This is a genomic window from Peribacillus sp. TH14, assembly GCF_016651145.1.
Classification (GTDB): domain Bacteria; phylum Bacillota; class Bacilli; order Bacillales; family DSM-1321; genus Peribacillus; species Peribacillus butanolivorans.
Genome location: NZ_JAEKEK010000001.1, coordinates 1,126,078 through 1,148,977 on the forward strand (window position 1 = coordinate 1,126,078; position 22,900 = coordinate 1,148,977).

At 35.3% G+C, this 22,900-nt stretch carries 22 protein-coding genes and 1 pseudogene; 5 read left to right on the forward strand and 18 right to left on the reverse strand.

The window, feature by feature from the left end; all coding sequences use genetic code 11:
• The first annotated feature begins 85 nt into the window (after nt 1–85).
• Nucleotides 86–1,252 (forward strand): ROK family transcriptional regulator, encoded by a 1,167-nt coding sequence (locus JFU50_RS05565; protein WP_342366269.1) that lies wholly within the window; start codon nt 86–88, stop codon nt 1,250–1,252.
• 40 nt (nt 1,253–1,292) lie between these two features.
• Here the strand turns inward: JFU50_RS05565 and JFU50_RS05570 are convergent, their stop codons facing one another.
• From JFU50_RS05570 to JFU50_RS05585, 4 genes are all read right to left on the reverse strand, one after another.
• The gene (locus JFU50_RS05570) at nt 1,293–2,705 is read right to left on the reverse strand and encodes an MFS transporter (protein ID WP_201182554.1); all 1,413 of its coding nucleotides are present in this window, start codon (nt 2,703–2,705) and stop codon (nt 1,293–1,295) included.
• A gap of 238 nt (nt 2,706–2,943) precedes the next feature.
• The gene (locus tag JFU50_RS05575) at nt 2,944–3,123 is read right to left on the reverse strand and encodes a hypothetical protein (protein WP_201222022.1); all 180 of its coding nucleotides are present in this window, start codon (nt 3,121–3,123) and stop codon (nt 2,944–2,946) included.
• 300 nt (nt 3,124–3,423) lie between these two features.
• Nucleotides 3,424–4,980, reverse strand: coding sequence for a BCCT family transporter (locus JFU50_RS05580; RefSeq protein WP_201222024.1), 1,557 nt, complete (start codon nt 4,978–4,980; stop codon nt 3,424–3,426).
• 146 nt (nt 4,981–5,126) lie between these two features.
• Entirely contained in the window at nt 5,127–6,161 is a 1,035-nt protein-coding gene (locus tag JFU50_RS05585) for an aromatic ring-hydroxylating oxygenase subunit alpha (protein WP_201222026.1), read from the reverse strand.
• Between the two features lie 308 nt (nt 6,162–6,469).
• Between JFU50_RS05585 and JFU50_RS05590 the strand changes: the two genes are divergently transcribed.
• Nucleotides 6,470–7,900 carry a sigma-54 interaction domain-containing protein gene (locus JFU50_RS05590; RefSeq protein ID WP_242486804.1) on the forward strand — a complete coding sequence of 477 codons (1,431 nt, stop codon included), beginning with the start codon at nt 6,470–6,472 and terminating at the stop codon, nt 7,898–7,900.
• A 384-nt stretch (nt 7,901–8,284) separates the two neighbouring features.
• Here the strand turns inward: JFU50_RS05590 and JFU50_RS05595 are convergent.
• The 4 genes and pseudogenes from JFU50_RS05595 to JFU50_RS05610 all read right to left on the reverse strand — a co-directional run.
• A pseudogene (locus tag JFU50_RS05595) lies at nt 8,285–8,434 on the reverse strand (lipid II flippase family protein); the annotation flags it as partial.
• 56 nt (nt 8,435–8,490) lie between these two features.
• Nucleotides 8,491–9,018, reverse strand: coding sequence for an N-acetyltransferase family protein (locus JFU50_RS05600; RefSeq protein WP_446728172.1), 528 nt, complete (start codon nt 9,016–9,018; stop codon nt 8,491–8,493).
• Nucleotides 9,019–9,172: 154 nt separating this feature from the next.
• On the reverse strand, nt 9,173–9,457 hold the full coding sequence (locus JFU50_RS05605; RefSeq protein ID WP_201182570.1) for a hypothetical protein: 285 nt from the start codon (nt 9,455–9,457) through the stop codon (nt 9,173–9,175).
• Nucleotides 9,458–9,625: 168 nt separating this feature from the next.
• Nucleotides 9,626–10,261, reverse strand: coding sequence for a Type 1 glutamine amidotransferase-like domain-containing protein (locus JFU50_RS05610; protein WP_201182578.1), 636 nt, complete (start codon nt 10,259–10,261; stop codon nt 9,626–9,628).
• Nucleotides 10,262–10,674: 413 nt separating this feature from the next.
• Between JFU50_RS05610 and JFU50_RS05615 the strand changes: the two genes are divergently transcribed.
• Entirely contained in the window at nt 10,675–11,892 is a 1,218-nt protein-coding gene (locus JFU50_RS05615) for an IS110 family transposase (protein ID WP_201222028.1), read from the forward strand.
• A gap of 138 nt (nt 11,893–12,030) precedes the next feature.
• On the opposite strand, the gene JFU50_RS05620 is transcribed toward JFU50_RS05615, so the two are convergent.
• The 5 genes from JFU50_RS05620 to JFU50_RS05640 all read right to left on the reverse strand — a co-directional run bounded on the left by JFU50_RS05620 (nt 12,031) and on the right by JFU50_RS05640 (nt 16,896).
• On the reverse strand, nt 12,031–12,528 hold the full coding sequence (locus JFU50_RS05620) for a GrpB family protein (protein WP_201182586.1): 498 nt from the start codon (nt 12,526–12,528) through the stop codon (nt 12,031–12,033).
• Between the two features lie 703 nt (nt 12,529–13,231).
• Nucleotides 13,232–13,672 carry a CoxG family protein gene (locus JFU50_RS05625; protein ID WP_201182588.1) on the reverse strand — a complete coding sequence of 147 codons (441 nt, stop codon included), beginning with the start codon at nt 13,670–13,672 and terminating at the stop codon, nt 13,232–13,234.
• A 487-nt stretch (nt 13,673–14,159) separates the two neighbouring features.
• The gene (locus tag JFU50_RS05630) at nt 14,160–15,062 is read right to left on the reverse strand and encodes a hypothetical protein (RefSeq protein ID WP_201222030.1); all 903 of its coding nucleotides are present in this window, start codon (nt 15,060–15,062) and stop codon (nt 14,160–14,162) included.
• Between the two features lie 270 nt (nt 15,063–15,332).
• Nucleotides 15,333–15,887: a GNAT family N-acetyltransferase gene (locus JFU50_RS05635; RefSeq protein WP_201222032.1), complete on the reverse strand. Its 555-nt coding sequence runs from the start codon at nt 15,885–15,887 to the stop codon at nt 15,333–15,335.
• 202 nt (nt 15,888–16,089) lie between these two features.
• Complete coding sequence (locus tag JFU50_RS05640; RefSeq protein ID WP_342366270.1) at nt 16,090–16,896, reverse strand: LysR family transcriptional regulator; 807 nt, start codon at nt 16,894–16,896, stop codon at nt 16,090–16,092.
• A 162-nt stretch (nt 16,897–17,058) separates the two neighbouring features.
• On the opposite strand from JFU50_RS05640, the gene JFU50_RS05645 reads away from it, so the two are divergent.
• Complete coding sequence (locus tag JFU50_RS05645; RefSeq protein ID WP_201222034.1) at nt 17,059–17,940, forward strand: DMT family transporter; 882 nt, start codon at nt 17,059–17,061, stop codon at nt 17,938–17,940.
• Nucleotides 17,941–18,127: 187 nt separating this feature from the next.
• On the opposite strand, the gene JFU50_RS30405 is transcribed toward JFU50_RS05645, so the two are convergent.
• On the reverse strand, nt 18,128–18,277 hold the full coding sequence (locus JFU50_RS30405) for a hypothetical protein (protein WP_201182598.1): 150 nt from the start codon (nt 18,275–18,277) through the stop codon (nt 18,128–18,130).
• Between the two features lie 384 nt (nt 18,278–18,661).
• On the opposite strand from JFU50_RS30405, the gene JFU50_RS05650 reads away from it, so the two are divergent.
• A protein-coding gene (locus JFU50_RS05650) for an IS3 family transposase (RefSeq protein WP_201182105.1) occupies nt 18,662–20,010 on the forward strand; the annotation gives its coding sequence in 2 pieces (ribosomal slippage) (nt 18,662–19,106 and nt 19,106–20,010; 1,350 coding nt in all).
• Nucleotides 20,011–20,225: 215 nt separating this feature from the next.
• Here the strand turns inward: JFU50_RS05650 and JFU50_RS31940 are convergent.
• From JFU50_RS31940 to JFU50_RS05670, 4 genes are all read right to left on the reverse strand, one after another.
• Nucleotides 20,226–20,582, reverse strand: coding sequence for a hypothetical protein (locus tag JFU50_RS31940; protein WP_201183478.1), 357 nt, complete (start codon nt 20,580–20,582; stop codon nt 20,226–20,228).
• Between the two features lie 170 nt (nt 20,583–20,752).
• Nucleotides 20,753–20,944 carry an alanine--tRNA ligase-related protein gene (locus JFU50_RS05660; RefSeq protein ID WP_201222036.1) on the reverse strand — a complete coding sequence of 64 codons (192 nt, stop codon included), beginning with the start codon at nt 20,942–20,944 and terminating at the stop codon, nt 20,753–20,755.
• Nucleotides 20,945–20,947: 3 nt separating this feature from the next.
• Nucleotides 20,948–21,988: a threonine aldolase family protein gene (locus tag JFU50_RS05665; RefSeq protein ID WP_201182602.1), complete on the reverse strand. Its 1,041-nt coding sequence runs from the start codon at nt 21,986–21,988 to the stop codon at nt 20,948–20,950.
• A gap of 1 nt (nt 21,989) precedes the next feature.
• Nucleotides 21,990–22,433, reverse strand: coding sequence for a MarR family winged helix-turn-helix transcriptional regulator (locus JFU50_RS05670; protein ID WP_201182604.1), 444 nt, complete (start codon nt 22,431–22,433; stop codon nt 21,990–21,992).
• Nucleotides 22,434–22,900 lie beyond the last annotated feature (467 nt).

The following is a 22,900-nucleotide window of genomic DNA, read 5'->3' on the forward strand; positions in this document are numbered from 1 at the left end:
AGTATTTGACATACGAGAAACTGTTATAATAAAAATATATCTAAAAGTTGTTGCCAAAATGGGAGGATATTAATGATTACCGGTGATGCGAGCATATATCAAAAAAATTAATCGTGGGTTAATTATTAAAGAAATAATAAAAGAAGGCATGATTTCAAGGGCAGATTTGTCCAAAGCTACGGATTTAACAAGAGCAACTATCTCAGCGCAGGTTGCAGATTTATTGGACGAAGATCTAATAGTAGAAACACAACTAGAGCATAACAGTGTCGGTAGGAAGCCTATCATGCTCTCCTTAAACGGCCAAGCAGGATATGCGCTCGGGATTGACATTGATTACGGACGGATTTCCTTCACTCTAAGCAATCTTCTCGGCTGTAGTGTCACCTCCTCTATCAAAGAAATAAATACTACAGACTACTCGGAGATTCTCAAACTGCTGAATAAAACGATCAAAAAGTACAAAGCCAAATACGCTGACAGTCGCTATGGAATTGTTGGTATAGTCATTGCAATCCATGGTCTGGTAGGAAAAGACGAACTCATTCACTTTGTACCACGATTTAAATGGAAAGATATCAATTTAAAAAACGACATAGAAAAGGAATTTGAAATTGATGTTCATCTTGAAAACAATGCTAATCTAAGTGCTTTTGCTGAGCGTATTTTTGTGCATCATGAAGCAGATAACCTTTTAAGCGCAACCTTTCATTCTGGAATAGGCCTTGGAATGATGATGAAGAATGAGTTTTTTCGGGGACATGATGGATTTGCAGGAGAAATTGGCCATATGATTGTTGTTCCGGACGGAAAGCAGTGTAATTGTGGTAATAAAGGCTGCTGGGAGAAATACGCTTCAGAATCGAGTATTTTTGAATTTCTTTCAGAAGAAAAACAAATCCCAAATTTGACATATGAGAATATTCAACGGTGGATTGATGAAGGTGATGAAGCGGTACATAAGATTATGGAACGATTTATTTACTACTTATCCATTGGCCTAAACAATATGATTAACATGTATAATCCGGACGTACTGGTATTAGACAGTGAATTGCTTCGTATATATCCTGATTCCATTAACAAAATCAGGAATAATCTGACCTCCTCCATTAGTCATTACCGTGAACTTACTCTATCGGCAATTGGAAAAAAATCATGTGTAATGGGAGCATGTGCCCTTGCAATCAAAAATTTCCTTGATGTTCCTATTCTGAATCTTTCTTATGAAAATAGCTATCCCAAGAAATAACGAAAAACTCCCCTTTCTGTGTTTCAGGGGAGTTTTTTCACTAATCCTTAATATTTCTTCTCTCAGCCAAGTCTTCAGCCAGTTGAATGGTCCTTTTCTTATTTAATGGATAAAGGAAGGCCAAAATTAAGAAAACAACTATATAGATGACTGCGGGTACTAAGGTTGCCAGTGCATGAATTCCATCAAGCGCTTGTTGTGTTTGTGCTTCTCGTGTTGCATCGTATCCAACCATTGCAATCGCAAAACCGCCGATTCCTCCTGCAATTGCTTGTCCTACTTTACGAGCAAATGAATAGATTGAATACACAGTTCCATCTTCACGAAGGCCAGTTAAATATTCGTGATAATCTATTACATCTGTTACAAATGCCCACACCACAATATTAAAGAATCCAAATCCAAACATCCCTATTGCTGAAATGATGATGAATTGTATCGCAGATAGGTTCGGCATGAAGTACAGTAGCCCATATACTCCCCCCGCAAGCAGCATCCCTATTGACGCCGTTTCTTTTTTACCAAATTTAGCAACGCATGGTTTTGCTATTGGCATAGCAACGAAAACTGCGGCAGTTTGTACCAATCCTATTAAACTTAGGGCTGACGCATTGCTGAAATAATCCTTAAACAAATACACATTAATTGCTCCTATCAGCATCGTACACATCATGAAAATTAAGGATGCTGCAAGGATAGACAATAAAGGCTTGTTTTTGACAATTCCTTTTACAGACTTTTTTAAAGAAGATTTTTGATTTTCATTTATAGGGGCAATAATTCGTTCGGTCGATAATTTATAACATGCTATATAACAAGAGATAGAAAGAAGTCCAAAAATGATAGCTCCTACCAGAAAATGGTTTGGATCTGCCTTATTATCCACAAATAGAATTAATGGACCCACTACGTTAATAATTAAACTAGCCAACATAGCTCCCATTGTCCTGAATGTGGATAGTGATGTACGTTCGACAGGATCGCTTGTTATAACTGAAGCCATCGAGCCGTATGGAATATTTACTGTGCTGTACAAAGTTCCCCAAACAATGTAAGTGACAAAGGCCCAGGCCATATAAAAGCCATCAGACATACCTGGAATCTTCACAAACATTAATATACCTGACAGTACCAATGGAAAGGACATCCTGAAAATCCAAGGTTTAAATTTTCCATGTTTGCCTGGCTTTCTTGTATCAATGAAACGTCCCCAAGTAACATCCGCAACAGCATCCCATAAACGCGCAATTAAAAAAAGTATTCCAACTGTAGCTGCACTGATATGAAAAATATCCGTATAGTAAACCATTAAGAAAGAACTTACTAAAATAAAGAAAAAGTCGTTCCCAAAATCCCCAAATAAGTAACCTAGTTTATCTCTAATACCAAATTTTCTGACTTTAACGTATACAACAGCTTCTTCAACGGATTCCAACCTTTCTAATTGACTCATTTTCATCCCTCCATAGCATTAGAAATCCACTGATTCATCAGGTTTTTATCCTAGAAGAAATAACGCTGTATGGTTTTAACCAGATAAATCTCATTGCATTCTTGCTTACCTGTGTTGAAAGCCCTTACAAAATGATACAAACAATAATTACTTACATTTAATACCTAAATATTTTTAATTAGTTTAGTAAACTAACCAAATATTTCTATAAATAGAATATCACCTGCCCTTTCTTTCGTCAATAATTTTTGTAAGCGTTATCATATAAATAATTATGAATATTGAAAATATATTTTTTTACTCCGCTCGAGTGCTTTCCAACAGAAACCCGATCTTCTGGTGTTGGACTGGCAACAGCAATAAGTAGATTAGGATCAGCAATCGGTACGTTCCTACTTTCAATTGGTATTACAAGCATTAGAATTCAATTTACATTGCTTTGTCTCACAATTGTACTTATTATTTGGGCAATTGTATCAATAGCTTGGGCACCTTTAAGCTAAATCACTTACACTTAGTGAAACAAGTAATAGCGGAAAGATGAATAAAAGGAATGTAAATAATTTAAGGTTTTTTTACACAACTCCCAGAAAAGTTTTATACGGTTGGATCAGCAAACGCCAAACAGGCACCAGCTGTTCTTTTAGCTGGTGCCTGTTTGGCGTTTATCCCTTAAGCTTTTGCACCTTTCCTGTATCCTCCCAGTTTGGATGATACATCAAGATGTTAGTTTTGTAGGTTCTTCATTGATAGTTTTTTCTATGCTACTGCTTTCTGCCTGATCCTCTTTTATCCATTTAATGAGCGATATTGATGCCATCGCCATTATTAATATGAGTGGAACGGAGGTAATGACTACTACTGATTGAAGAGCATGTAGTCCTCCACCGAACATCATGGAAAACGCTACAAGCTCTATGACCAAAGCCCAAAATATTTTATGCCATCGAGCTGGCTCTTGATCTAATGACAACTTTTTTGAAGCTGCACTTGCTAATGTGAATGACGAAGAGTCTAATGTAGCAGAAAGAAAAATAAGGGTGATAATGATAATGACAAACAAGGCAATACTGCCGCCGGGAAGGCCCTGGTAAATGGCAGCAATCGCTGCTTCTCCACCTTTCTTCTCTAAAATGTCAATGACAGGAACAAGTTTATTAAGTTCAAAGTAAAGACCTGTATTACCCATTATAGAAAACGCTGCCCAACATCCTACCGTTCCTCCAATGCATTCAGCAAAAATGACTTGTCTTATCGTTCTTCCTTTTGAGATTTTCGCTACAAATATGCCCATATAAGGAGCACAAGCAAACCACCAGGCCCAGTAGAATATCGTCCAGGCTTCCGGAAAGCCAGAATTGGCAACGGAGTCGGTATAGAAACTCATACGAAAGAAATTCTGTAACAAAACCCCAACGCTATCCGTAAATCTGGATATAATAAACAAAGTTGGACCAGCTAAAAGAACGAATGCAGAAAGTGCTAAAAAGAGATACGTATTGATGTTAGCTAATCTTTTCAGGCCCTTTTTCAGACCAAAATACGTGCTAACACAGAAGATTAATGTCAAGATTACTATAAGCGCCATATCTAACATAAAGCTTCGTGGTATATTAAATAATTCAGAAATACCTTCAGAAATCATCGGAAGTCCCAAGCCTAGAGCAGCCCCTATACCTCCAACTAGTCCAACCATGAAAAAAACGTCAATCGCTTTTCCTACCCAGCTATTTGCTCCCTTTTTGAGAACACCTTCACACGCTGAACTCAATTTCACACTCGGATTTTTCCTCACATATAAGTTATAGGCAATCGGCAAAGCAGGTAGACAATATAGTACCCATGCGCTAAATCCCCAATGAAATAATCCATACGTAGACGCCCAATCTGCCGCCGCCGTAGTTTTTGGTTCGGCCCCAAATGGAGGAGCTGTGTAATAATACGCCCATTCAATGGCGCTCCAGTATGTGATACTTGCACCAATTCCAGCCGTAAATAACATAGCTAGCCAGCTAAATGTTGAAAATTCCGGCTTGGTATCAGGCGCACCAAATTTTATCTTTCCATATTTACTAAATGCCAGCCAAATCAAGAAACCTAAAGCCGCTACCACAGCCCATAAATATAATGAACTCAAACTCTCGGCAATTAAATGATGAAGATCTCCGAGGATAGCAGTCCCTTGTTTAGGATTTAATAGTACAGGAATTGATAAAGCAGCAAGAATAGCTAGAGCCGGCCAAAAGATTGCTTTATCTACATTTGATTGTTTCATAAAATAAAAAACCCTCTTTCATTGCTTTTTGATAGTATGCAAACTACACTTTCAGCTCTAGCTTTTATATAATTCACTAACAAATGAACAACACATATAAAACGCTTTCATTTTTAATAAACTATAGACCATTTATAGATTACAGACTAGCTTTGCATCGCCTTTGTGACTAATTGATGAAAATGTTTCAAACCGTGCTCGGTCGGAGAATATACTCCTCTTCCACAAGCCTTAGAATGTAATCCACTTTGTAATAACTCAACTAGTTCGAAGTCTTCTTCTCGCACTTGATCGACAAATTTAATTAAATCTTCCTCGTCTTCAGTTAACTTTTCATCAGCAAAATAATAACGATAAATAGCCAATGAACTTTTTTCATCAACCGGGATAATATGGCTCGTTGTCATATTTCCAGTACCTGGGTAAATACTAATCATGGTATTCGGCCATACCCAGTAAAAACGTGCACCAGAACCTTCTTCTTCATCGCTTGCTGTTGTACACTGATAGGAAAAATTATCACAAGGAGTAATACTATATTTAGTTAAATCGAATGCCTTCGAGAAGCTAGGATGTGCAATTTGACAATGATCACATTCCAAATAATTGTCAATGATTGATTTCCAGTTAGCAAGAACAATTCGCCGGTTTTCCCTGACCTTTTTTAAGGAACTAAGAAAAGTATATTCTTTTATGTTATTTAAAAAAGATTGATAATCTGTTTCGAAAGAAGGGGCATCCTGATCTAGATTTACAAATATCATCGATTGATGTACTTCTAATCGAATTGAAGTCATGCAGCTAGGCTTTTCTATATCATTTGTTTTGAAATTTGGAGTCCTGTTCACCTTACCATCTAAATGGAATGTCCATCCATGATACATACACTGGAGAATTTTTTTATTGCCCTGTTCAGTACGCTCGACCATCGCACCGCGGTGAGGGCAAATATTATAAAAAGCCCGTAACTCTTCATCCTTTCCCCGTGTTACAATAATCGGCTCCCCAACCAAATCAAATGTAAAGAAGTCTCCAACCTTCTCTACCTGGCTTGTATGCCCAACCATAATCCAGTTTTTATAGAAAATATTTTCCCTTTCCCCCTTCATGACTTCAGGATCCACATACTGATTATAAGGTAGTGTGTATTCCAACTTTTTCATATCTTCTTTTGTAGACATAATGGCAGTTCCTCCTTTTAATTATGCATAAGATTAAAGACTTGCTCTGAATAAGGATACAGGTATTACTTTTAAATCTCCTCTACCTATTGGCATCATATTTCCTTATATCTGTAGCATGCTTTACTTAACTCTTATGCAAGGATAATGCCAATTCGAAAGCTCTCTATTATTACCGATATTTTACTATTTCCCCTTCTTTAATGTATAAATATGATTTATAATTGACTCAATTTAACCATAATAGACTCATTTTAGTTATTACAGACTCATTTGACATCATAAAAGGAGATGAAGGGAGCTAACTCATGCAAAACTTAATGAATAATGAAGAAAAAATTGAAATGAGTACTGAGATATTGAAAAAAATTTTAGATCATTCACCTAATGAGATTTATGTTCTTAACAAAGATGCCTGCATTATTTACGCAAATAAAGCTTATGAAAGGCATTATGGAAAGCAGTTAAGCGAAATAGTTGGAAAACATAATAATGAAATATTCTCCAAAGGATATTGGAAACCTAGTATTTTACCCTTTGTTCTGAAGGAAAAGAAATCGGTTACAATAAAGCAAGTTTCATATATTGGAAAGGAAATGATTACAACAGCTATTCCTTTACTCAACGATGAACAGGAAATTGAACTTATTATTACAACAGCACAAGAACCAAACTATAAAGGGTTATACATTTCAGAGGAAAAGGAACCAGAAGAAATAAGTGAAAAGAATTCTTATAAAGAAAACGTAATTACGAACAATGAACAGATGAACAATGTAATGGAAATATGCGATAAGATTTCTATGGTTGATGCAACCATTTTGATTCAAGGGGAGTCTGGTACAGGGAAAGGAGTGTTGGCTAAATACATTCATAATAGAGGACTTCGAAAGAACTCGCCTTTCTTATCAATTAACTGTGCTACCATACCGGAACAATTAATAGAATCAGAACTTTTCGGATACACGGAGGGGTCTTTTACCGGGGCAACCAAAGGCGGAAAAAAAGGACTACTTGAAATGGCAAACGGTGGTACCGTGTTTTTAGATGAAATAGGAGAAATCCCGTTTAATATTCAAGCTAAGCTTTTACAGGTTATTCAAGACCTTGAATTTCTTCCTGTTGGGGGCAGAGAACTAAAGAAAGTGGATATTCGAATTATTTCCGCTACCAATCGAGACTTATTTGAGATGGTGCAGAAAAAACGATTTAGGGAAGATTTATATTATCGACTTAATGTGGTTAATTTACAAATACCGCCATTAAGGGAAAGAAAAGAAGATATCATCCCGCTATCTTACTATTTTCTTTCAGTATTCAATAAAAAGTATCAAGTTAATCGTATTATATCGAAGGAAGTCCTCGATATTTTTTATGACTATCCATGGTCCGGAAATATACGTCAATTAGAGAATTTGGTTGAAAGCTTAGTTGTAACGAGTGATGCTATCATTCAGGTATCTGATTTACCGATCATACTACAACAAAAAAATGCTCGAGTAACCCCAAGTCAAGAGACACCACTTAGTCGAAACAGCACACCCCAAGACCTATCGAGTCAGATGCTCCAAGATTATTCATTAGATAAAGCGCTAGAAGAACTTGAAAGAAACCTGATCGTTAACTCCTATACAAAATTCAGGAATACAAGAAAAGTCGCTAATCAATTATCCATTAGCCAATCAAAAGCGTCACGGTTAGTGCGGAAATACTGCAAAGATTTAGACTTTTATAAGTGATTTCATTAAAGAAATGAATCATAAATATTAGGGAGCTTAATCATTTGTTTTTTACGGTTTATTGCACGTTCTACGCGGCACTTACTGAATGTAAAAACAGTTTTTATTCCCTTACTTACATTTCCGCAGTGCTGCCTCAGATCTTTTTGAACGGAATAAGATGGCCATGAATCTTCTAGTATCCAGATCATGGTACAGCACACAGATTTAGTAGCCGATAAATACATCAAAGATATTTATTTCATACATTATTATTAAACAGGCTTTGTTAAACATTAATAAAAGAGACCAATTATTGTGGTCTCCTTTATTGCATCCTATTAAACTAACGCACCTGTTGTTCTATAAGAAATCAGATAATTATTAGACAATAAATTTAGTAAACTACGCAATATATCCTGCCCCTGGAATAAAAAATACTTGAGCTAGTAAGGTTCCTAATAAACGAGAAGTAACCATCATAAGAGATAAGCCCTTGAGATTAAGGTAACTTCCCTTTTGATTTATTACGTCATCCGCAAGAATAGATTCTTTGGTATTGTCTTTTTTCGAAGTTACAGAAATTTATTTTCATAGTAGTTCAAGAAGGATTAAACCAATTTATACATAAGAATGTCATCTACATATAAGTCCTCGCTAAACTTTACTTCTTTAATTTTACGTCCTTCCTCTACAAATCCCACACTTTTGTATAAGGCTATTGCCCTCTGATTTGTTGATAAAACTCCTAAACTTACTTTCTCAATTAAAGGGTTTTGTTCTGCCCAGTTTAAAAGTTCTTTAATAAGGAGTTTACCAATACCCATATCTCGATAATCTTTCTTTATCATAGTCGTAAAATAACCAGTATGAGCAAGCCTTTTGGTATTTTTTGACCGAAATACAATCAAACCAATAACTTTTCCTTTAATTTCAGCCACAATTATTGTTTCTCTTTCATTTTCTAAAATTTTCTGTATCCAACTTCTTTGTTGCTCCGTTGTCTCTTCAAATTCTTCTAAAACGGAAATCATAAATTCGTTTTCTGAAACAACTTCCCTTTGAATTTCTAACAAGGCTTCTGCATCATCTAAATTTCCTGTACTTAGGGAAACTTGGAAATTATTTTTTGTCATCATTATTAGCCCCTTTACCTTACATATTTCAATAATAATTCCACAAATATGGTAGATACCCTCTTTCACTAACCTGCCCCTTTAATTCTATAAGAAAAAGGCTGCCATATCTGACAGCCCACACTCAATGATCTCACCTTTGTTAGTCCATGATAAATCAATTATTCTTGTGCAGTGCTTTCTGGGCTTTTTGTTCATCTTCTTTTTTAACAAAAACATCATATTGAGTAGAATCCATACGATTTGGGAGATTTTCGGAACCTATATTTATTGGAGTTTTAGTTTTGTATGTTATTCCTTCGCTTTTCAGTTTGGAAACCACCTTAAAATAATTCTCATATCCAAATGTAGTATAGATACATTTCCAATACCTATTTGAAATTAGTTGGGTAGTTGCAATAAACACAATCACAAAAACTAGAAATGCAATTATTATATACACCTTTTTAGCTCCTTTTCTTTTCGGATTCTCTTAAAAAAATGTAAATAAATGATATATATTACATTATATTCTTTCCCGTGTGTACTATTTCCTTTTAGAACCATAAGAAAAAGTACGCCGCAGACAACCTCTATTATTGAAGTAAAGCACCCGTAAGTTCATTAAGAATTAGGAATTTACTATTTCCTTTTTCATATTTTGAAAGGAATAGATATCATTTGCCACTTTAAATAGTTTCCCGTTCTTGGAGAAAATTGCACTTCCATTTGGTATTGCATATACCTTTCGTTCATTTGATAGGGGAATTAATTCTCCATCTATATTATCCTCGTAATGGACCTCAACGCTAAACCCAACTAATCCTAAGCCCTTGATCACTATCGTTTCTGGATAGTCTTTATCTTTTGTTATTATGCAATCATTGCAGAAAGCTAATGAACCCGCACTATATCCAATGATTAAACCTTGAAAGTCTTTGATAATTGGGGTAAGTCCTTTTTCTTCTATTACATGGATTAACCTTTCTGGCTTTCCACCAATAAAATAAAGAACATCATGTTCTTTTATAGACTTTTTCATTTCTTTTTCTGAAAGGTCTTCGTTTAATAATTCAACACTCACATTCTCCATTATTGAAAAGGCTTGTTTGATACTTTCCATCCAGCTTTCATACCTGGAGTTGTCGGTTGCAAAAGGGATTATTAAAATCTTAGCATCAGGTTTAATCATTTTTGAAAGTTCCAGGAACACTTCACCTAATTCGTTATTCAAGTGATTTCCGCCACCTATAAAACAAATTTCCATATGTCTACCCCCATTTATTTACAAGCTATTCTTAAAATATTCTACGTAAAAAAGGACAATACCTTTATATGTCACTGCTCTTCAGCTACCTGCCCCGTTAGTTCATTAAGAAAAAGGTTGCCGCAGCAACCTCCCTTTTTGAAGTAAAGCACCCGTTAGCCAACCATGCAGCGCACGACCAGCGCTGCACCACAGAGAATGAAAATGGTGGAAAACCGTCCATACTGATTCTATGGCTGGGTGAGGAAGGTCGATGAACTATGGTGCCATTAGAGCCCATCCGTTAGTCTGACTCCAACGACCTCGGTGCATCACAGACTGTCGCTCCCTTACGGGAAGCACTCATGGTAGATTAATCCTATTCTGGTTTTTGCACCAGCCTCTAATTTTTTGCCATAGAAAGGATGGTTTCAATGGAAGTTATCATTGAACGAGTATGCGGAATGGATGTACATAAAGATAACATTACCGCCTGCATTATGACCCCCGAAGGAAAGGAGATTCAAACATTTTCTACAAAAACGGTGTTTTTAATTCAACTGATGGATTGGATTAAATCACATGGTTGCACTCATGTCGCTATGGAGAGCACAGGTGTGTTTTGGAAGCCTATCGTGAACTTAATTGAGGCTGAAGAAATGGAATTTTTAGTTGTTAACGCACAACATATGAAAGCAGTCCCTGGTCGAAAAACAGATGTCAAGGATGCTGAGTGGATCGCTCAACTTCTTCGTCATGGTTTATTGAAGGCAAGCTTTATCCCTGATCGAAATCAACGAGAATTGCGTGAGCTTGTTCGGTATCGTAGAAGTATTATTGAAGAACGAGCCAGACAGCATAATCGAATTCAAAAGGTGCTTGAAGGTGCAAATATCAAATTAGGCTCTGTCGTATCTGATATTATGGGTGTTTCATCAAAGGACATGCTTCAAGCGATCGCAAATGGTGAGGATGATCCTGAGAAACTAGCAAACTTTGCGCGACGTTCGATGAAGAAGAAAAAAGATGATTTAATCCTTGCCCTGAATGGGTATGTGAATCCTCATCAACGCATGATGCTTAAAACGATTCTAACTCATATTGATTTTCTGACTGAACAGATTGAAAACCTCGATCAAGAGGTTGCCCAAAGAGTTAGTGTGTATCAAGAAAACATAGAACGACTGGATTCAATACCTGGGATTGCCACTCGAATGGCAGAACAAATTCTAGCTGAAATCGGAACGGACGTTGAAAAACAGTTCGAAAGTGCAGCCAGATTATGTTCATGGGCCGCCCTCGTACCAGGACACAATGAAAGTGCAGGAAAAAGGAAATCAACCAGAGGCAAAAAGGGAAATAAATATTTAAAATCTGCTTTAACTGAGGCTGCTCATTCAGTTGGAGCCTCCAAAAACTATCTTGGCGCTCTATACAGACGGACAGCTGCGCGAAAAGGAAGAAAACGAGCTGGAATTGTCGTTGCCCACGCCATGTTAAGAATTTCTTATTATCTTTTAACAAGGAAAGAAATGTATGTAGACTTAGGCGAAGATTATTTTGATAAGCAAAAGCAAGCTTCCATTGTACGAAATTCGGTCCGAAGGTTAGAAAACTTAGGATATACCGTAAATATATCAGAGGCATCCTAACCACCGATTTATTAGGAGATCTAATAAGGCGCTGCTCTTTTTCAAAAAAATTGAAGCTTGCGTTTTATTTAATATGGTCTTTTTTCTTATTATTAGTGTTTAATTTTCATGGTAGTTGAAGATGAAAAAAGCAATTTATCACAGATTATTAAATTCAGGAGTCTTCATTAATCTTTGGAAAAATTCGTTTTTGGCTTCCCTGTATTCATCCATATTTTTGCCTTCATACTTCCTCTTTAGCTCATCATATTCCATCCTGTAAGCATCACTTCGTAATAAAACATCTCGGAACTTCCAAAAATAATCATATTCAGAATCAATGACACTTAATTGTACTCCTAAAGGAGGAATTTTTGTATCGTCTTTAAATGACCTGAAGAATGAAGTTTTTACACTGCCATCATTAAGTTCATATAATTGTGAAAGTGCTTGTACGGCTTTAGAGAAGTGTTCAGGAATAACACGCACTTGTATATCTAAATCACCCTTTGTAAGGCAATTAGGTATAGCTGTACTTCCTATGTGCTGGATATCAGCTTCTTCCAGAAGTTCTTTAATTATTTTTTTATGCACTAAGAAAGCTTTCTCCACATTTTCATAAGACTGACTATTATCTAAGAAATTTACTTGTTCCATATGTCTCTCTCTCTCCCTTAATAAATTCTTTATAGTTAACTTTACCATTCTTCAGCTAAACTGCCCTGTTAGTTCAACAAGGAAGTATTTATACGAAAATTGTAAAAGGGAAAAATATATAATAGTCATCTACATTATGAACTAAAAGATACCAAATGACATATGAAACAACACAGATTACAATGGAAATACCTATTAAAATGAATATATTCATTTCTTTTCTAAGAAGTTTAAAAGATATCACCAACCCAAATAGTAAAAGTAAAATTGCTCCAAATAATACATATAACCCAACTGAAAAGGAAGAAATAAAACTTAAAAAATAAACAAACACAGCTCCCAAATAGAACCAAAAAGAAAGCTTCATTTCTTTTCAACCTCCCTTCTGAATTACACAAATTATACATCTTGTTTTACCATAAATTACAAACCTTTTTTAAATTAACCTGCTCCAATAGTTGCATAAAGAAAGAGCTGCCTTAAAGACAGCTCTGACCCTAAGCTAAAGCACCTGTTAGTTCATTAAGAAAAGCGATTCTGGAATATTGAAAAAAAGAGGCCATCCTTTTTGGACAGCCCCCTTTCCGCTAATTATAAAATTTCTAGTAGAGCTCGATATCATTATTTTGGTCACTTCAGAATGTTACCATCTATACTTCAGAGAAGGTATCTCCAAAATGAATTGGCTTTCAATCTTTGAAAACTATGAGAATACTGCAATTTTACGTGCGATAGATTCTGTTAAACGAGATGCTACTTTTGGAACAGCCCATTTAATAATTGGTGTTAACACCGCACCAGATAATCCGCCTGCATGGATTTCCACCTTACAAGTCATTATTGTTTTACCATTAACATCTTCTGCAGTAAAGTGACCGCTTCCTGTAAAATTATCTGATAAACCTTTTAATTCAAACTTAATATTTGAAGGTTCATTCCATTCGGTAATATCTACCTGCGCTTGTATTGTTTTTTTAATACCTTTCACACTACCTTCAAATGTCCAAATAGATTGCTTGTCATTTATGATTTCATGTTCTTTATAGGCTGGTACTGTCGTTGCCCATTTTTCGAGATCACTGACATAATCCCAAACTGCTTGTACATCTACTGGAACTTCTACAGTATGCGTTCCCGTTGCCATTATGATCCCCACCTTCACTATGTATGAATTGTAACTTTACATTTCTACAAAATAATTATTACATAAAAAGCATAAACTTACATCACTAATTATACATAGCTTTCCTTCTTCCAATCCCCCAATTATTTGTAGAATCAAAATTCTCCAATCCTCCACAATCCGGCCCTTTAATGGAATAACAGGACTGACGTTTTTAAACGACTTTAATGTCACTTAACAGTATCCCTTATGGAACTATCCTGCCCCTTTAGTTCCATAAGAAAAAGTCGCCTTAAAGACAGCTCCGATCTTAAGCTAACGCACCCTTTAGCTGAAGTAGTTTTTTTCATAAAGTCAGTTATATTTTAACATATTTTCCTATTCCAGTTTAAAGATTCATAAAAGACGAATCTTTAGTAGGATTCGCCTTGATTACGGAAGAAACTTTTAGATAGACACCTTCCGTTAGATGAAATTTAGCTTGCTAGATATTCAACAATAATTTCTATCATTCCTCATCAAAATTTACATCAAATAGATAATCAGACAATTCAGTACCTTCGAAGCTTTCTTGTGTGATATTTCCTTGATCATCTCTTTCTTCTGCCGTTTTCTTCATTGCAAATGTTGAAATATAATAACCTTCAACTGGTAACTGCTCATCATCTAATAATTGTATTTCTCCATTTGATACGACATGAGTTCGATTTTCTACTGCATAATTGATAAGTTCCCCTGTACTTTGTATAACATAGGAAGAAAAGTCACCCTTAGCATGAGTAATATCTTTAATATCAAGCACATTAAGATTTTCAAAAAAATGTTCAGCATCAATTAATCGATTGTATTGGAGCCATGTTTCAAGCTGACTATTCATAACTTGATACCTATTCTTATCAATATCATATCGAATTTGATAGAGATTATAGCTATTGCCATTTTGACCAAGTAGTTGCCAGCTTAAGTCTGTAATTCTTCCATCTTCAGTATAGTCTACTTCAAAATCCTCAAGCCTCAAACTGTTGTTCTCTAGATTTAAATCTTGCTTAACCAGTTCATATTCTTCTTGAAAGTTCATCGTATATACTGAACCAAGTTCATGCTCAATGAATATTGGGCGACTTTCCCATTCATCCATTGCATATGCTATGGTCCAATGGACGAATATAAATGCAAGAAAACCAAAGACCGCAGCTATTCGTTTAACCTGTACATTTAACTTAGGTCGAAAAAATATCAGATACACTACAAACCCAAGTGGAAGTGAAATTTGATTGAAATTAAAGGCAAATGAACCTAATATAAAATATCCAATTATTTTTAACGGAAAATAAGATTCTTTATCGTCATTTTTCCACACTAAAAATAAAAAACTAACAATTAATATCACTGTGTAAACAATAGATGCCATTTTTAAGTCCCCCTATCTGGTAGGAAATCGCCTTGATTGTATATCCAGAATCACCCAATAAATATGGGTATTTTACCTTTATTATAGTTATCCGAAAAGACATTAAGACTATTACTTAATAACTAGACAAATTCCAAAAAAGAATGGTTTTATCATAACCAGGATTATCCTTATTAAATTAACCTGCCCCTTTAGTTCCGTAAGAAAAAGGTTGCCGCAGCAACCTCTCATATTGAAGTAAAGCACCCGTTAGCTATATAACATCTGTGATTAATTCGTAAAATAAGCCATTAAGATTAAGTCATAGTATGTTTCATTATCAATCTTTATAGCTTTCAATTTACGGCCTTCCTCAACAAACCCAAAATTTTCGTATAAACAAATTGCATTCGTATTATCAGCAAATACTTCAAGGCAAACTTTTTCAATTAAAGGGTTGTCTTTTGCCCAATCCAACAATACAGTTAGCAATGCTTTACCAACTCCTTGATTTCTATATTCGTTGGCAACACTCATTCCAAAGGCACCTTGATGTAGAATTCGCTTTTTATGACCATTATGAAAATCTAAAAAACCTATTATTTCTTCTTGATATTCAGCTATAATTGCTAACTTCCCATTGTCATCAACTATATGTTTTAAAAATTGTTTTTCTTGATCATAAGATACTTTGAATTCAGTCTCGGTAGTAAGTAAATAAGGGGCTTCACTAATAATAGCCTTATTAAATCTTAGCACCTTCTCCGCGTCTTCGGGTAAAGCTGTTCTCAATAAAAATGATTCACCGTTCTTTTTTATGAAATGCTTTGGTTGAAACTGTCCCATAGAAACCACCTTCATATTTATTTCTTATATAATTTCTACAATTTACAGGTAATACCTCTTAAACTAAACTGCCCCTTAAGTTCTACAAGAGAAATGCACAAAAAAAGAACCCCTTTGCAATAAAGAAGTCCTTTTTCATTCAATTTCAGTTGCAAATTGAACCAATTCAGGGTGATCTGCCATGGCTCGCATCGCTTTTTCTCTATCCTTTCGCTACAATAAAGTCAATGAAATATCGACTTGTAATCGGTAAAATACTTTTCTCTTTATAAGCTATACTAATAGTCCGCATTACTTGTGGTTCAATCGATTTTGTCACAATATTATATTGTAAACGTTCTAATATTAATGAAGGCAAAATTGAAAGACCTAGTCCCTGCTCAATCATTGACATAATGGCATAATCATCTTGTACACGATATTCGATTTTCGGTTCAAATTGGTGTCGATGAAATACATTAAGAGGTTCACTAACAGCTCCTTCATCTAATAAGATATAAGGCTCCTCTAATAATTCCTGTAATAGTACTTTATCACGCATTTCCAAATGATGATTTGGTGGTAAACACGCAAGCATTTCATCTTGTTGAATAGGAATCATTTCGAGTTGTGTCACTGCATCTGGATTCACAAAGCCAAAATCTACTACCCCTTCTTTAATTAAATTTTCAATATCCGTATAATCACCTAAATGAATTTCAAATCGGACATTAGGATACAGTATTTTAAATTCCTTCATCCATTGTGGTAACCAGTGACATGCCACACTCGAAAATGTTCCAATTCGAATAGTCCCTCGTTCTAACCCTTGCATTTCCTTTTTCTTTTCATGTAATTCTCTAATTGCATTACAAATACTTCTAATAAACGGTAAATATTGCTCTCCATCTGGTGTCAGTGTTACTCCTGTCCGTGAACGAATGATAAGCTGCGTTTCCAAGTCAGCTTCTACTGTATGAACAAGCTGACTGACAGCTGATTGCGTATAACCAAGTTGTTTCTGTCGCACTTGTAAAACTACCCATTTCAAGTACCGCAAGAAGTGCGAAATATGCATTCATGTTAATCACCTCTATATTAGTAAATCTAATAGTTTTATTAAAAACATTCGTTTCCCTAATAACAAAAGGGATGCTACGATTATATCACTTATATAGAGAGGGAGATTAACATGACACAAAAACAAGCTAATATTCTATTAGTCTTCGTTACAATGGGATGGGGCTCATCTTATATATTTACGAAATTCAGTATAGGTGAAGTGCAGCCATTTATGCTTGTTGCATTTCGATTTATTATTGCATTCATTGTAATGGCTCTATTGTTTTTTCAAAAAATACGTCACGTGCATCGGCAAACGATCCAAGCGAGTGCGATTTTAGGTACTATATTATGTGGTGTGTTTGCTACATTCGGCTTTGCAATGCAAACTACCAGTGCCTCAACAGCTGGCTTTTTAATTACGACAACTGTTATTTTTGTTCCTTTGATTATGGTTGTAATTAAAAGGAAATTACCAGTACGCAAAGTTATGTTGGGCACTCTAATTACGTTCACAGGACTCACTTTGCTTTCATTGAAAGATTCATTCACTTTTGAAATCGGGATAATTTATTGTTTATTAACAGCCCTATTATATGCCATCCATATTGTAGCAAATAATTATTTTGCACGAACTGTTGATGCCTTTCAGCTTGGAATTTTTCAGCTTGGGTTTACGGGGATACTGGGGCTAATTGCATCATTACTTTTTGAGCCATTTTCATGGCCAATAGGTGCTGTTAGTTGGGCAGCCATTGTCAGTTTAGCAATCATTTGCTCTGCTTTTGGATTTGTCGTTCAATCAATAGCGCAAAACTACACAACACCTGAAAATACTGGCTTTATCTTTTCCTTAGAACCAATTACCGCTGCAATTTTTGCCTTTCTATTCCTTGGTGAAAAGATGGTCATGCAAGAATATATTGGTGCAACGATAATTTTAATCGGTATTTTTGTTGCCAATCATACTCCGAAGAAAAGGATAGAATATGGTATGAATAAAACGTCGTAAATATATAAAAGATAGTTGAATACGGTTAGTAAACTTATTCTGTGCTAAAAATAAAGTAACCTTCAATCAGATTTTTTAGAATGAAGAATCGCACCTGTTAGTTGAACAAGAACCTTGCTATCCATTATTCAGGAGCTTAAGTTCAAACAGACTATCTTCCTTTTAAATGCAAAAAATAATCAAAAAGTTACTCCTTATTATTTAACGAAAAGTTTTCAACCTTTCCATTCCACGTCACTTCTATATCGATAACATCAGTTTTTGACGTAGAAAATTCACCCGTTTCAGTTTTATGTGTTTTGTATACACCAGTACTATTCAATTCAATATCGCCCATACCCCAAGCATAATTAGGAGTATTAATCTTAAATTCAAGGTTTTCAACAGATTTATAATCTTTTCCTTTATCAGTTTTTACTACATTAAGTTTTGCTGATCAATTTTCACTATCACCCTTAAAATTCAAATTTTCTGATGATTGTTGGCAAGCCACTAATAATAGCAATAATATTAAATTAAGGGCATAAAGGCTTTTCTTTTTAATAGTAATTCCCACTTTTAATTTTTCTTTATTGTACCAAAGATAGAAAAATTAACATCTGAAATTGACTACTCAAGTCTTATACTACAGTCCTGCTACTTTAGCTCCATAAGAAAAGAGCTGATTATGAACTGCACCCCAATTGTTAGACAACATCTAACAATTGGAGGTGCAGTTTTTTTGACTAAATATACGATAGACGAAAAATTACATGCAGTTTTAGAGTACTTGGAAGGGAAAAAATCCTATAAATCCATCGCACAAGAAAGAAATGTAGGTTTATCCCCTCTGAAGAGATGGGTCGCTCGCTATCTAGAACATGGGATGGAAGGAATTGCTTCATCCTATACAAATTACACTCTGCCCTTTAAACTAGAGGTACTTAATTATATGAACGAATATGGGGCATCGATCAGCGAGACCGCTGTACACTATAATCTTCCTTCCGATTCTACACTTTTGAAATGGTCAAATCAGTTGAAGGAAGGAGGTATAGACGCCCTTAAACCAAAGAAAAAGGGGCGTCTATCCATGAAAAAAGAAACCAAAAAAACATCACCAGCTAAAGGCTCTCAAGAAGCACTTCTTGCCGAATTAGAATACTTACGTGCAGAGAATGCCTATCTAAAAAAGTTGAATGCCTTAGTTCAAGAAAAGGAAGCCCTACAAAGAAAGACAAAGCGAAAGTAGTCCATGAACTAAGGAAACAATTTGATTTAAATCTGCTTCTATCCATTTCTAACATGGCACGGAGTACATACTATTATTGGGTAAACGCCTTCGGGCGTGAGGATAAATACACAGAAATGAAATCCCTTATCGAAGAGATTTTCCATACGCATAAAGGGCGCTATGGGTATCGGCGTATCACCCTAGAATTACGTAACAGAGGTGCTCGCATCAATCATAAAACAGTTCTCCGATTGATGAATGAACTAGGATTGAAGTCTTTAGTTCGCATGAAGAAATACCGTTCGTACAAAGGGAAAATCGGCAAGATTGCACCCAACATTCTAGCACGTGATTTCAAGGCAACAAACTCAAATGAAAAATGGGTGACAGACGTCACAGAATTCCATCTAGCTGGGGAGAAACTATACTTATCGGCCATTCTTGATCTGTTTAATGGAGAAATCATCGCCTATAATGTCGAATCTCGGCCTGTTTATCCCCTCGTTTCCAAAATGCTGGAGAAAGCCTTTGACCGCTTGGAATCGAAAGATTCACCCATTCTTCATTCAGATCAGGGCTGGCATTACCAGATGAAACAATATTCGCATGATTTGAAAAGACATAACATTACACAAAGCATGTCCCGTAAAGGAAATTGTCTCGATAATGCGGTCATAGAAAACTTCTTTGGCCTATTAAAATCAGAGTTACTTTATCTTCAAGAATTTGAAAGCATGGAGCATTTCAAACAAGAATTAGAAGAATATATCCATTACTACAATCATCAACGAATCAAGGTAAAATTAAAAGGCATGAGCCCGGTAGAATTCCGGGTTCATGCCCTCAAGGCTGCCTAATTAAATAAAGTGTCTAACTTTTTGGGTTCACTTCATTATCACAGCTCTTTAAAGAACGAACGCACCTGTTAATTGCATAACAAACTGCAGCTGCAAATTGGAACATGAAAATAATAATCAATATTGATGCTACCGTTTATTGAACTATTCCCGTATAAATTTTCTACTGTCCAATTGATTATCCCCTCATTGCTAAAAAGAAGGGATAGTAGAACTTAATCCAGTAGTTGAATTTTAATCCTTTTTTTCATGGGACCTTTATTTTGAATTTTCATAATGGAGAAGTCTTTAATTTCAGTTGTGTTGTTGACGTGGGTTCCGCCACATGCTTGCGCATCAATATCATTTATTTGAACAATTCGAATTTCGTTAAGAGAAGCTGGAAGTAAATTAATTACCGTCTTAATAGTCCCTTCTTTTTGCTCGGCTTCATCTCTACTTAATATTTTCGTGTAAACATTATGGGGTTGTGCCAGTAACTTCTTTATTGATTGTTCTAATTGATCAAATGGTATTTCTTGTATTATTCCAGGAGAAAAAGACAGCTCTAATCTCGCATGTTCTTTTTCAATTTAACTACTTGTAGCTAAAGCATTGTAATGTTGATATAAATAACCTGAAATGACATGCAATAATGTGTGGTACTGCATATTCTGAAACCGCCAAGACCAGTCAATCTGCATCTCTACTGTTTGATTAATGTGCTGTAATGGACGTTCAAGTTCATGAATAATTTCTCCATCTATTTTTTTACTGTTAAAATATTATAGGTTTTATCACCTTGTTTAATAATCCCTCGGTCACAAGGCTGTCCACCGCCACCTGGATAAAAAATCGTTTGATTAAACACAACAAATTGTTCTTTTATTGAAACAATATTCGCCGTACATTCTTTTAAATAACTATTCTCTGCGTATAACTCTATCGTTGCCATTTTTTATCCTTTAGTCGCCTTAATATCTTCTACAAGCATTTCAACATGTTCTTTTTTCGTAGACCAACTAGTACAAAATCTCATAGCACTGTGTGAGGCATCGACTTTTTCCCAGAAGGAAAATGAATACTTTTTGCCTAATTCCAAAATTACATCATCCGGCAAAATGGGAAACTGCTGATTTGATGTAGAATCATATCGTAATGAAAATCCATTTTCAACAAATGCATCTCGAATCATGATTGCCATTTCCACGGCATGATTAGAAATTTCATAGTATAATCCATCTTCGAATAAGGTTTCAAACTGGATCCCCAAAAGTCTTCCCTTTGCCAATAATCCTCCCTTTTGCTTGATAATATATCGGAAATCCTTTTTCAGGGCATCATTTATGATGACTACTGCTTCACCAAACATCGCACCAACTTTAGTTCCGCCAATATAGAATACATCACATAGACTTGCAATATCTGCCAAGGTTAAATCGCTATCCATTGAAGCCAAACCATATCCTAATCTAGCGCCATCCATTACCAATGGCAAACGACATTCCCGGCAAACTTTACTTAATGCTTCCAATTCGACTTTACTATAAGTCGTTCCATTTTCTGTAGGATTAGAAATGTAAACCAAGCCTGGCTGTACCATATGCTCATGAGTGACATCATTCCAATGAGCATCATATAAATTTTTCACCTGTGCTGCTTGGATTTTCCCATCATCACTCGGTAAAGTAAGTATTTTATGTCCCGTTGCTTCAATTGCGCCAGATTCATGTGCTGCTATATGACCAGTAATTGCTGAAACTGCACCTTGATGCGGGCGCAAAATGGAAGCGATAATAGTGGTATTCGTTTGTGTTCCTCCTACTAAAAAGTGTATATCTGCATTCGGAGCATCACACTCTTTTCTAATGTAAGCCCTCGCTTTTTCACAGTGTTCATCCACTCCATATCCGGGTGTTTGTTCTTCATTGGTTTCTATTAATCGTTTTAGAATTTGCTTATGAGCACCTTCTGTATAATCATTTTCAAAACGTATCATCCTATATTCTCCCCAAACTATCCAGTTTCTTCTGAATGAACATCATAGAAGCATGGATTTCTTTTATTTCATTTTGTGATAATCCTTGGAATAACCTCACTAATTGTTCATCGGATCTTTCATTAAGCTGGTTAAAAAGAGTCATCCCTTTAGGAGTCAACCGAATCAGACTAGTTCTGTTATCCAAAGTCGAGTTTTCCTTAATAACCAGTCCATCTTTACTTAACTTGTTAATTATTCTACTCATATAACTGCGATCAATTTCCAGTTTATCAACTAAATTGTTTGCTATACACTGCTCCATCATACCGATTTCTAAAACGACTCGTGCCTCAGTTAAAGAATATCCTGTATCAAATATATGCTTATCTAATACACCAAGTATATTCGTATAAAATCTATTGAATTGCCGTATATCAGCAATGGTATTATTATTAATTTTCATTGTAGCCTTCCTTTTTAGTGGACTTCATCCACTAATACTTTAGTATTATTAGTGGACTTTGTCAACTTTTTTTAAATCAATGAAGGATGAAGGATAAAACGTAATCCCAAATACGCTTTCCAATTGATTTGATACCACTAGTTTGACCAATTTCAAAAATAAAAAATAACCCCGAAAGATCGAGGTTATTTTTTTCAATATTGAACAAAAACACCATTCTTAATAATTATTTTTTATGCAACTAACCTGCCCCGATAGTTGCATAAAGAAAAAGCTGCCTTAAAGACAGCTCTGATTCTTCAGCTAACGCACCCGTTAGTTAAAAAAGAAGGAAAAATCCACTCACTTCATTATCCAGCTATTTTGCAAACAATAATAGCGTTAACCCTTTTGGTTAACGCTCTAAAATCGATTTAAAATACATTAATAACGAATACATGGAACCTATTCGACTATGCCAAGCATAA

Bases quoted from the DNA above. Each gene is read 5' to 3' on its own strand.
- JFU50_RS05565 (WP_342366269.1), top strand. From the start codon at position 86: ATGCGAGCATATATCAAAAAAATTAATCGTGGGTTAATTATTAAAGAA.
- JFU50_RS05570 (WP_201182554.1), bottom strand. From the start codon at position 2,705: ATGAGTCAATTAGAAAGGTTGGAATCCGTTGAAGAAGCTGTTGTATAC.
- JFU50_RS05575 (WP_201222022.1), bottom strand. From the start codon at position 3,123: ATGCTTGTAATACCAATTGAAAGTAGGAACGTACCGATTGCTGATCCT.
- JFU50_RS05580 (WP_201222024.1), bottom strand. From the start codon at position 4,980: ATGAAACAATCAAATGTAGATAAAGCAATCTTTTGGCCGGCTCTAGCT.
- JFU50_RS05585 (WP_201222026.1), bottom strand. From the start codon at position 6,161: ATGTCTACAAAAGAAGATATGAAAAAGTTGGAATACACACTACCTTAT.
- JFU50_RS05590 (WP_242486804.1), top strand. From the start codon at position 6,470: ATGCAAAACTTAATGAATAATGAAGAAAAAATTGAAATGAGTACTGAG.
- JFU50_RS05600 (WP_446728172.1), bottom strand. From the start codon at position 9,018: ATGATGACAAAAAATAATTTCCAAGTTTCCCTAAGTACAGGAAATTTA.
- JFU50_RS05610 (WP_201182578.1), bottom strand. From the start codon at position 10,261: ATGGAAATTTGTTTTATAGGTGGCGGAAATCACTTGAATAACGAATTA.
- JFU50_RS05615 (WP_201222028.1), top strand. From the start codon at position 10,675: ATGGAAGTTATCATTGAACGAGTATGCGGAATGGATGTACATAAAGAT.
- JFU50_RS05620 (WP_201182586.1), bottom strand. From the start codon at position 12,528: ATGGAACAAGTAAATTTCTTAGATAATAGTCAGTCTTATGAAAATGTG.
- JFU50_RS05625 (WP_201182588.1), bottom strand. From the start codon at position 13,672: ATGGCAACGGGAACGCATACTGTAGAAGTTCCAGTAGATGTACAAGCA.
- JFU50_RS05630 (WP_201222030.1), bottom strand. From the start codon at position 15,062: ATGGCATCTATTGTTTACACAGTGATATTAATTGTTAGTTTTTTATTT.
- JFU50_RS05635 (WP_201222032.1), bottom strand. From the start codon at position 15,887: ATGGGACAGTTTCAACCAAAGCATTTCATAAAAAAGAACGGTGAATCA.
- JFU50_RS05645 (WP_201222034.1), top strand. From the start codon at position 17,059: ATGACACAAAAACAAGCTAATATTCTATTAGTCTTCGTTACAATGGGA.
- JFU50_RS30405 (WP_201182598.1), bottom strand. From the start codon at position 18,277: ATGGGCGATATTGAATTGAATAGTACTGGTGTATACAAAACACATAAA.
- JFU50_RS05660 (WP_201222036.1), bottom strand. From the start codon at position 20,944: ATGGCAACGATAGAGTTATACGCAGAGAATAGTTATTTAAAAGAATGT.
- JFU50_RS05665 (WP_201182602.1), bottom strand. From the start codon at position 21,988: ATGATACGTTTTGAAAATGATTATACAGAAGGTGCTCATAAGCAAATT.
- JFU50_RS05670 (WP_201182604.1), bottom strand. From the start codon at position 22,433: ATGAAAATTAATAATAATACCATTGCTGATATACGGCAATTCAATAGA.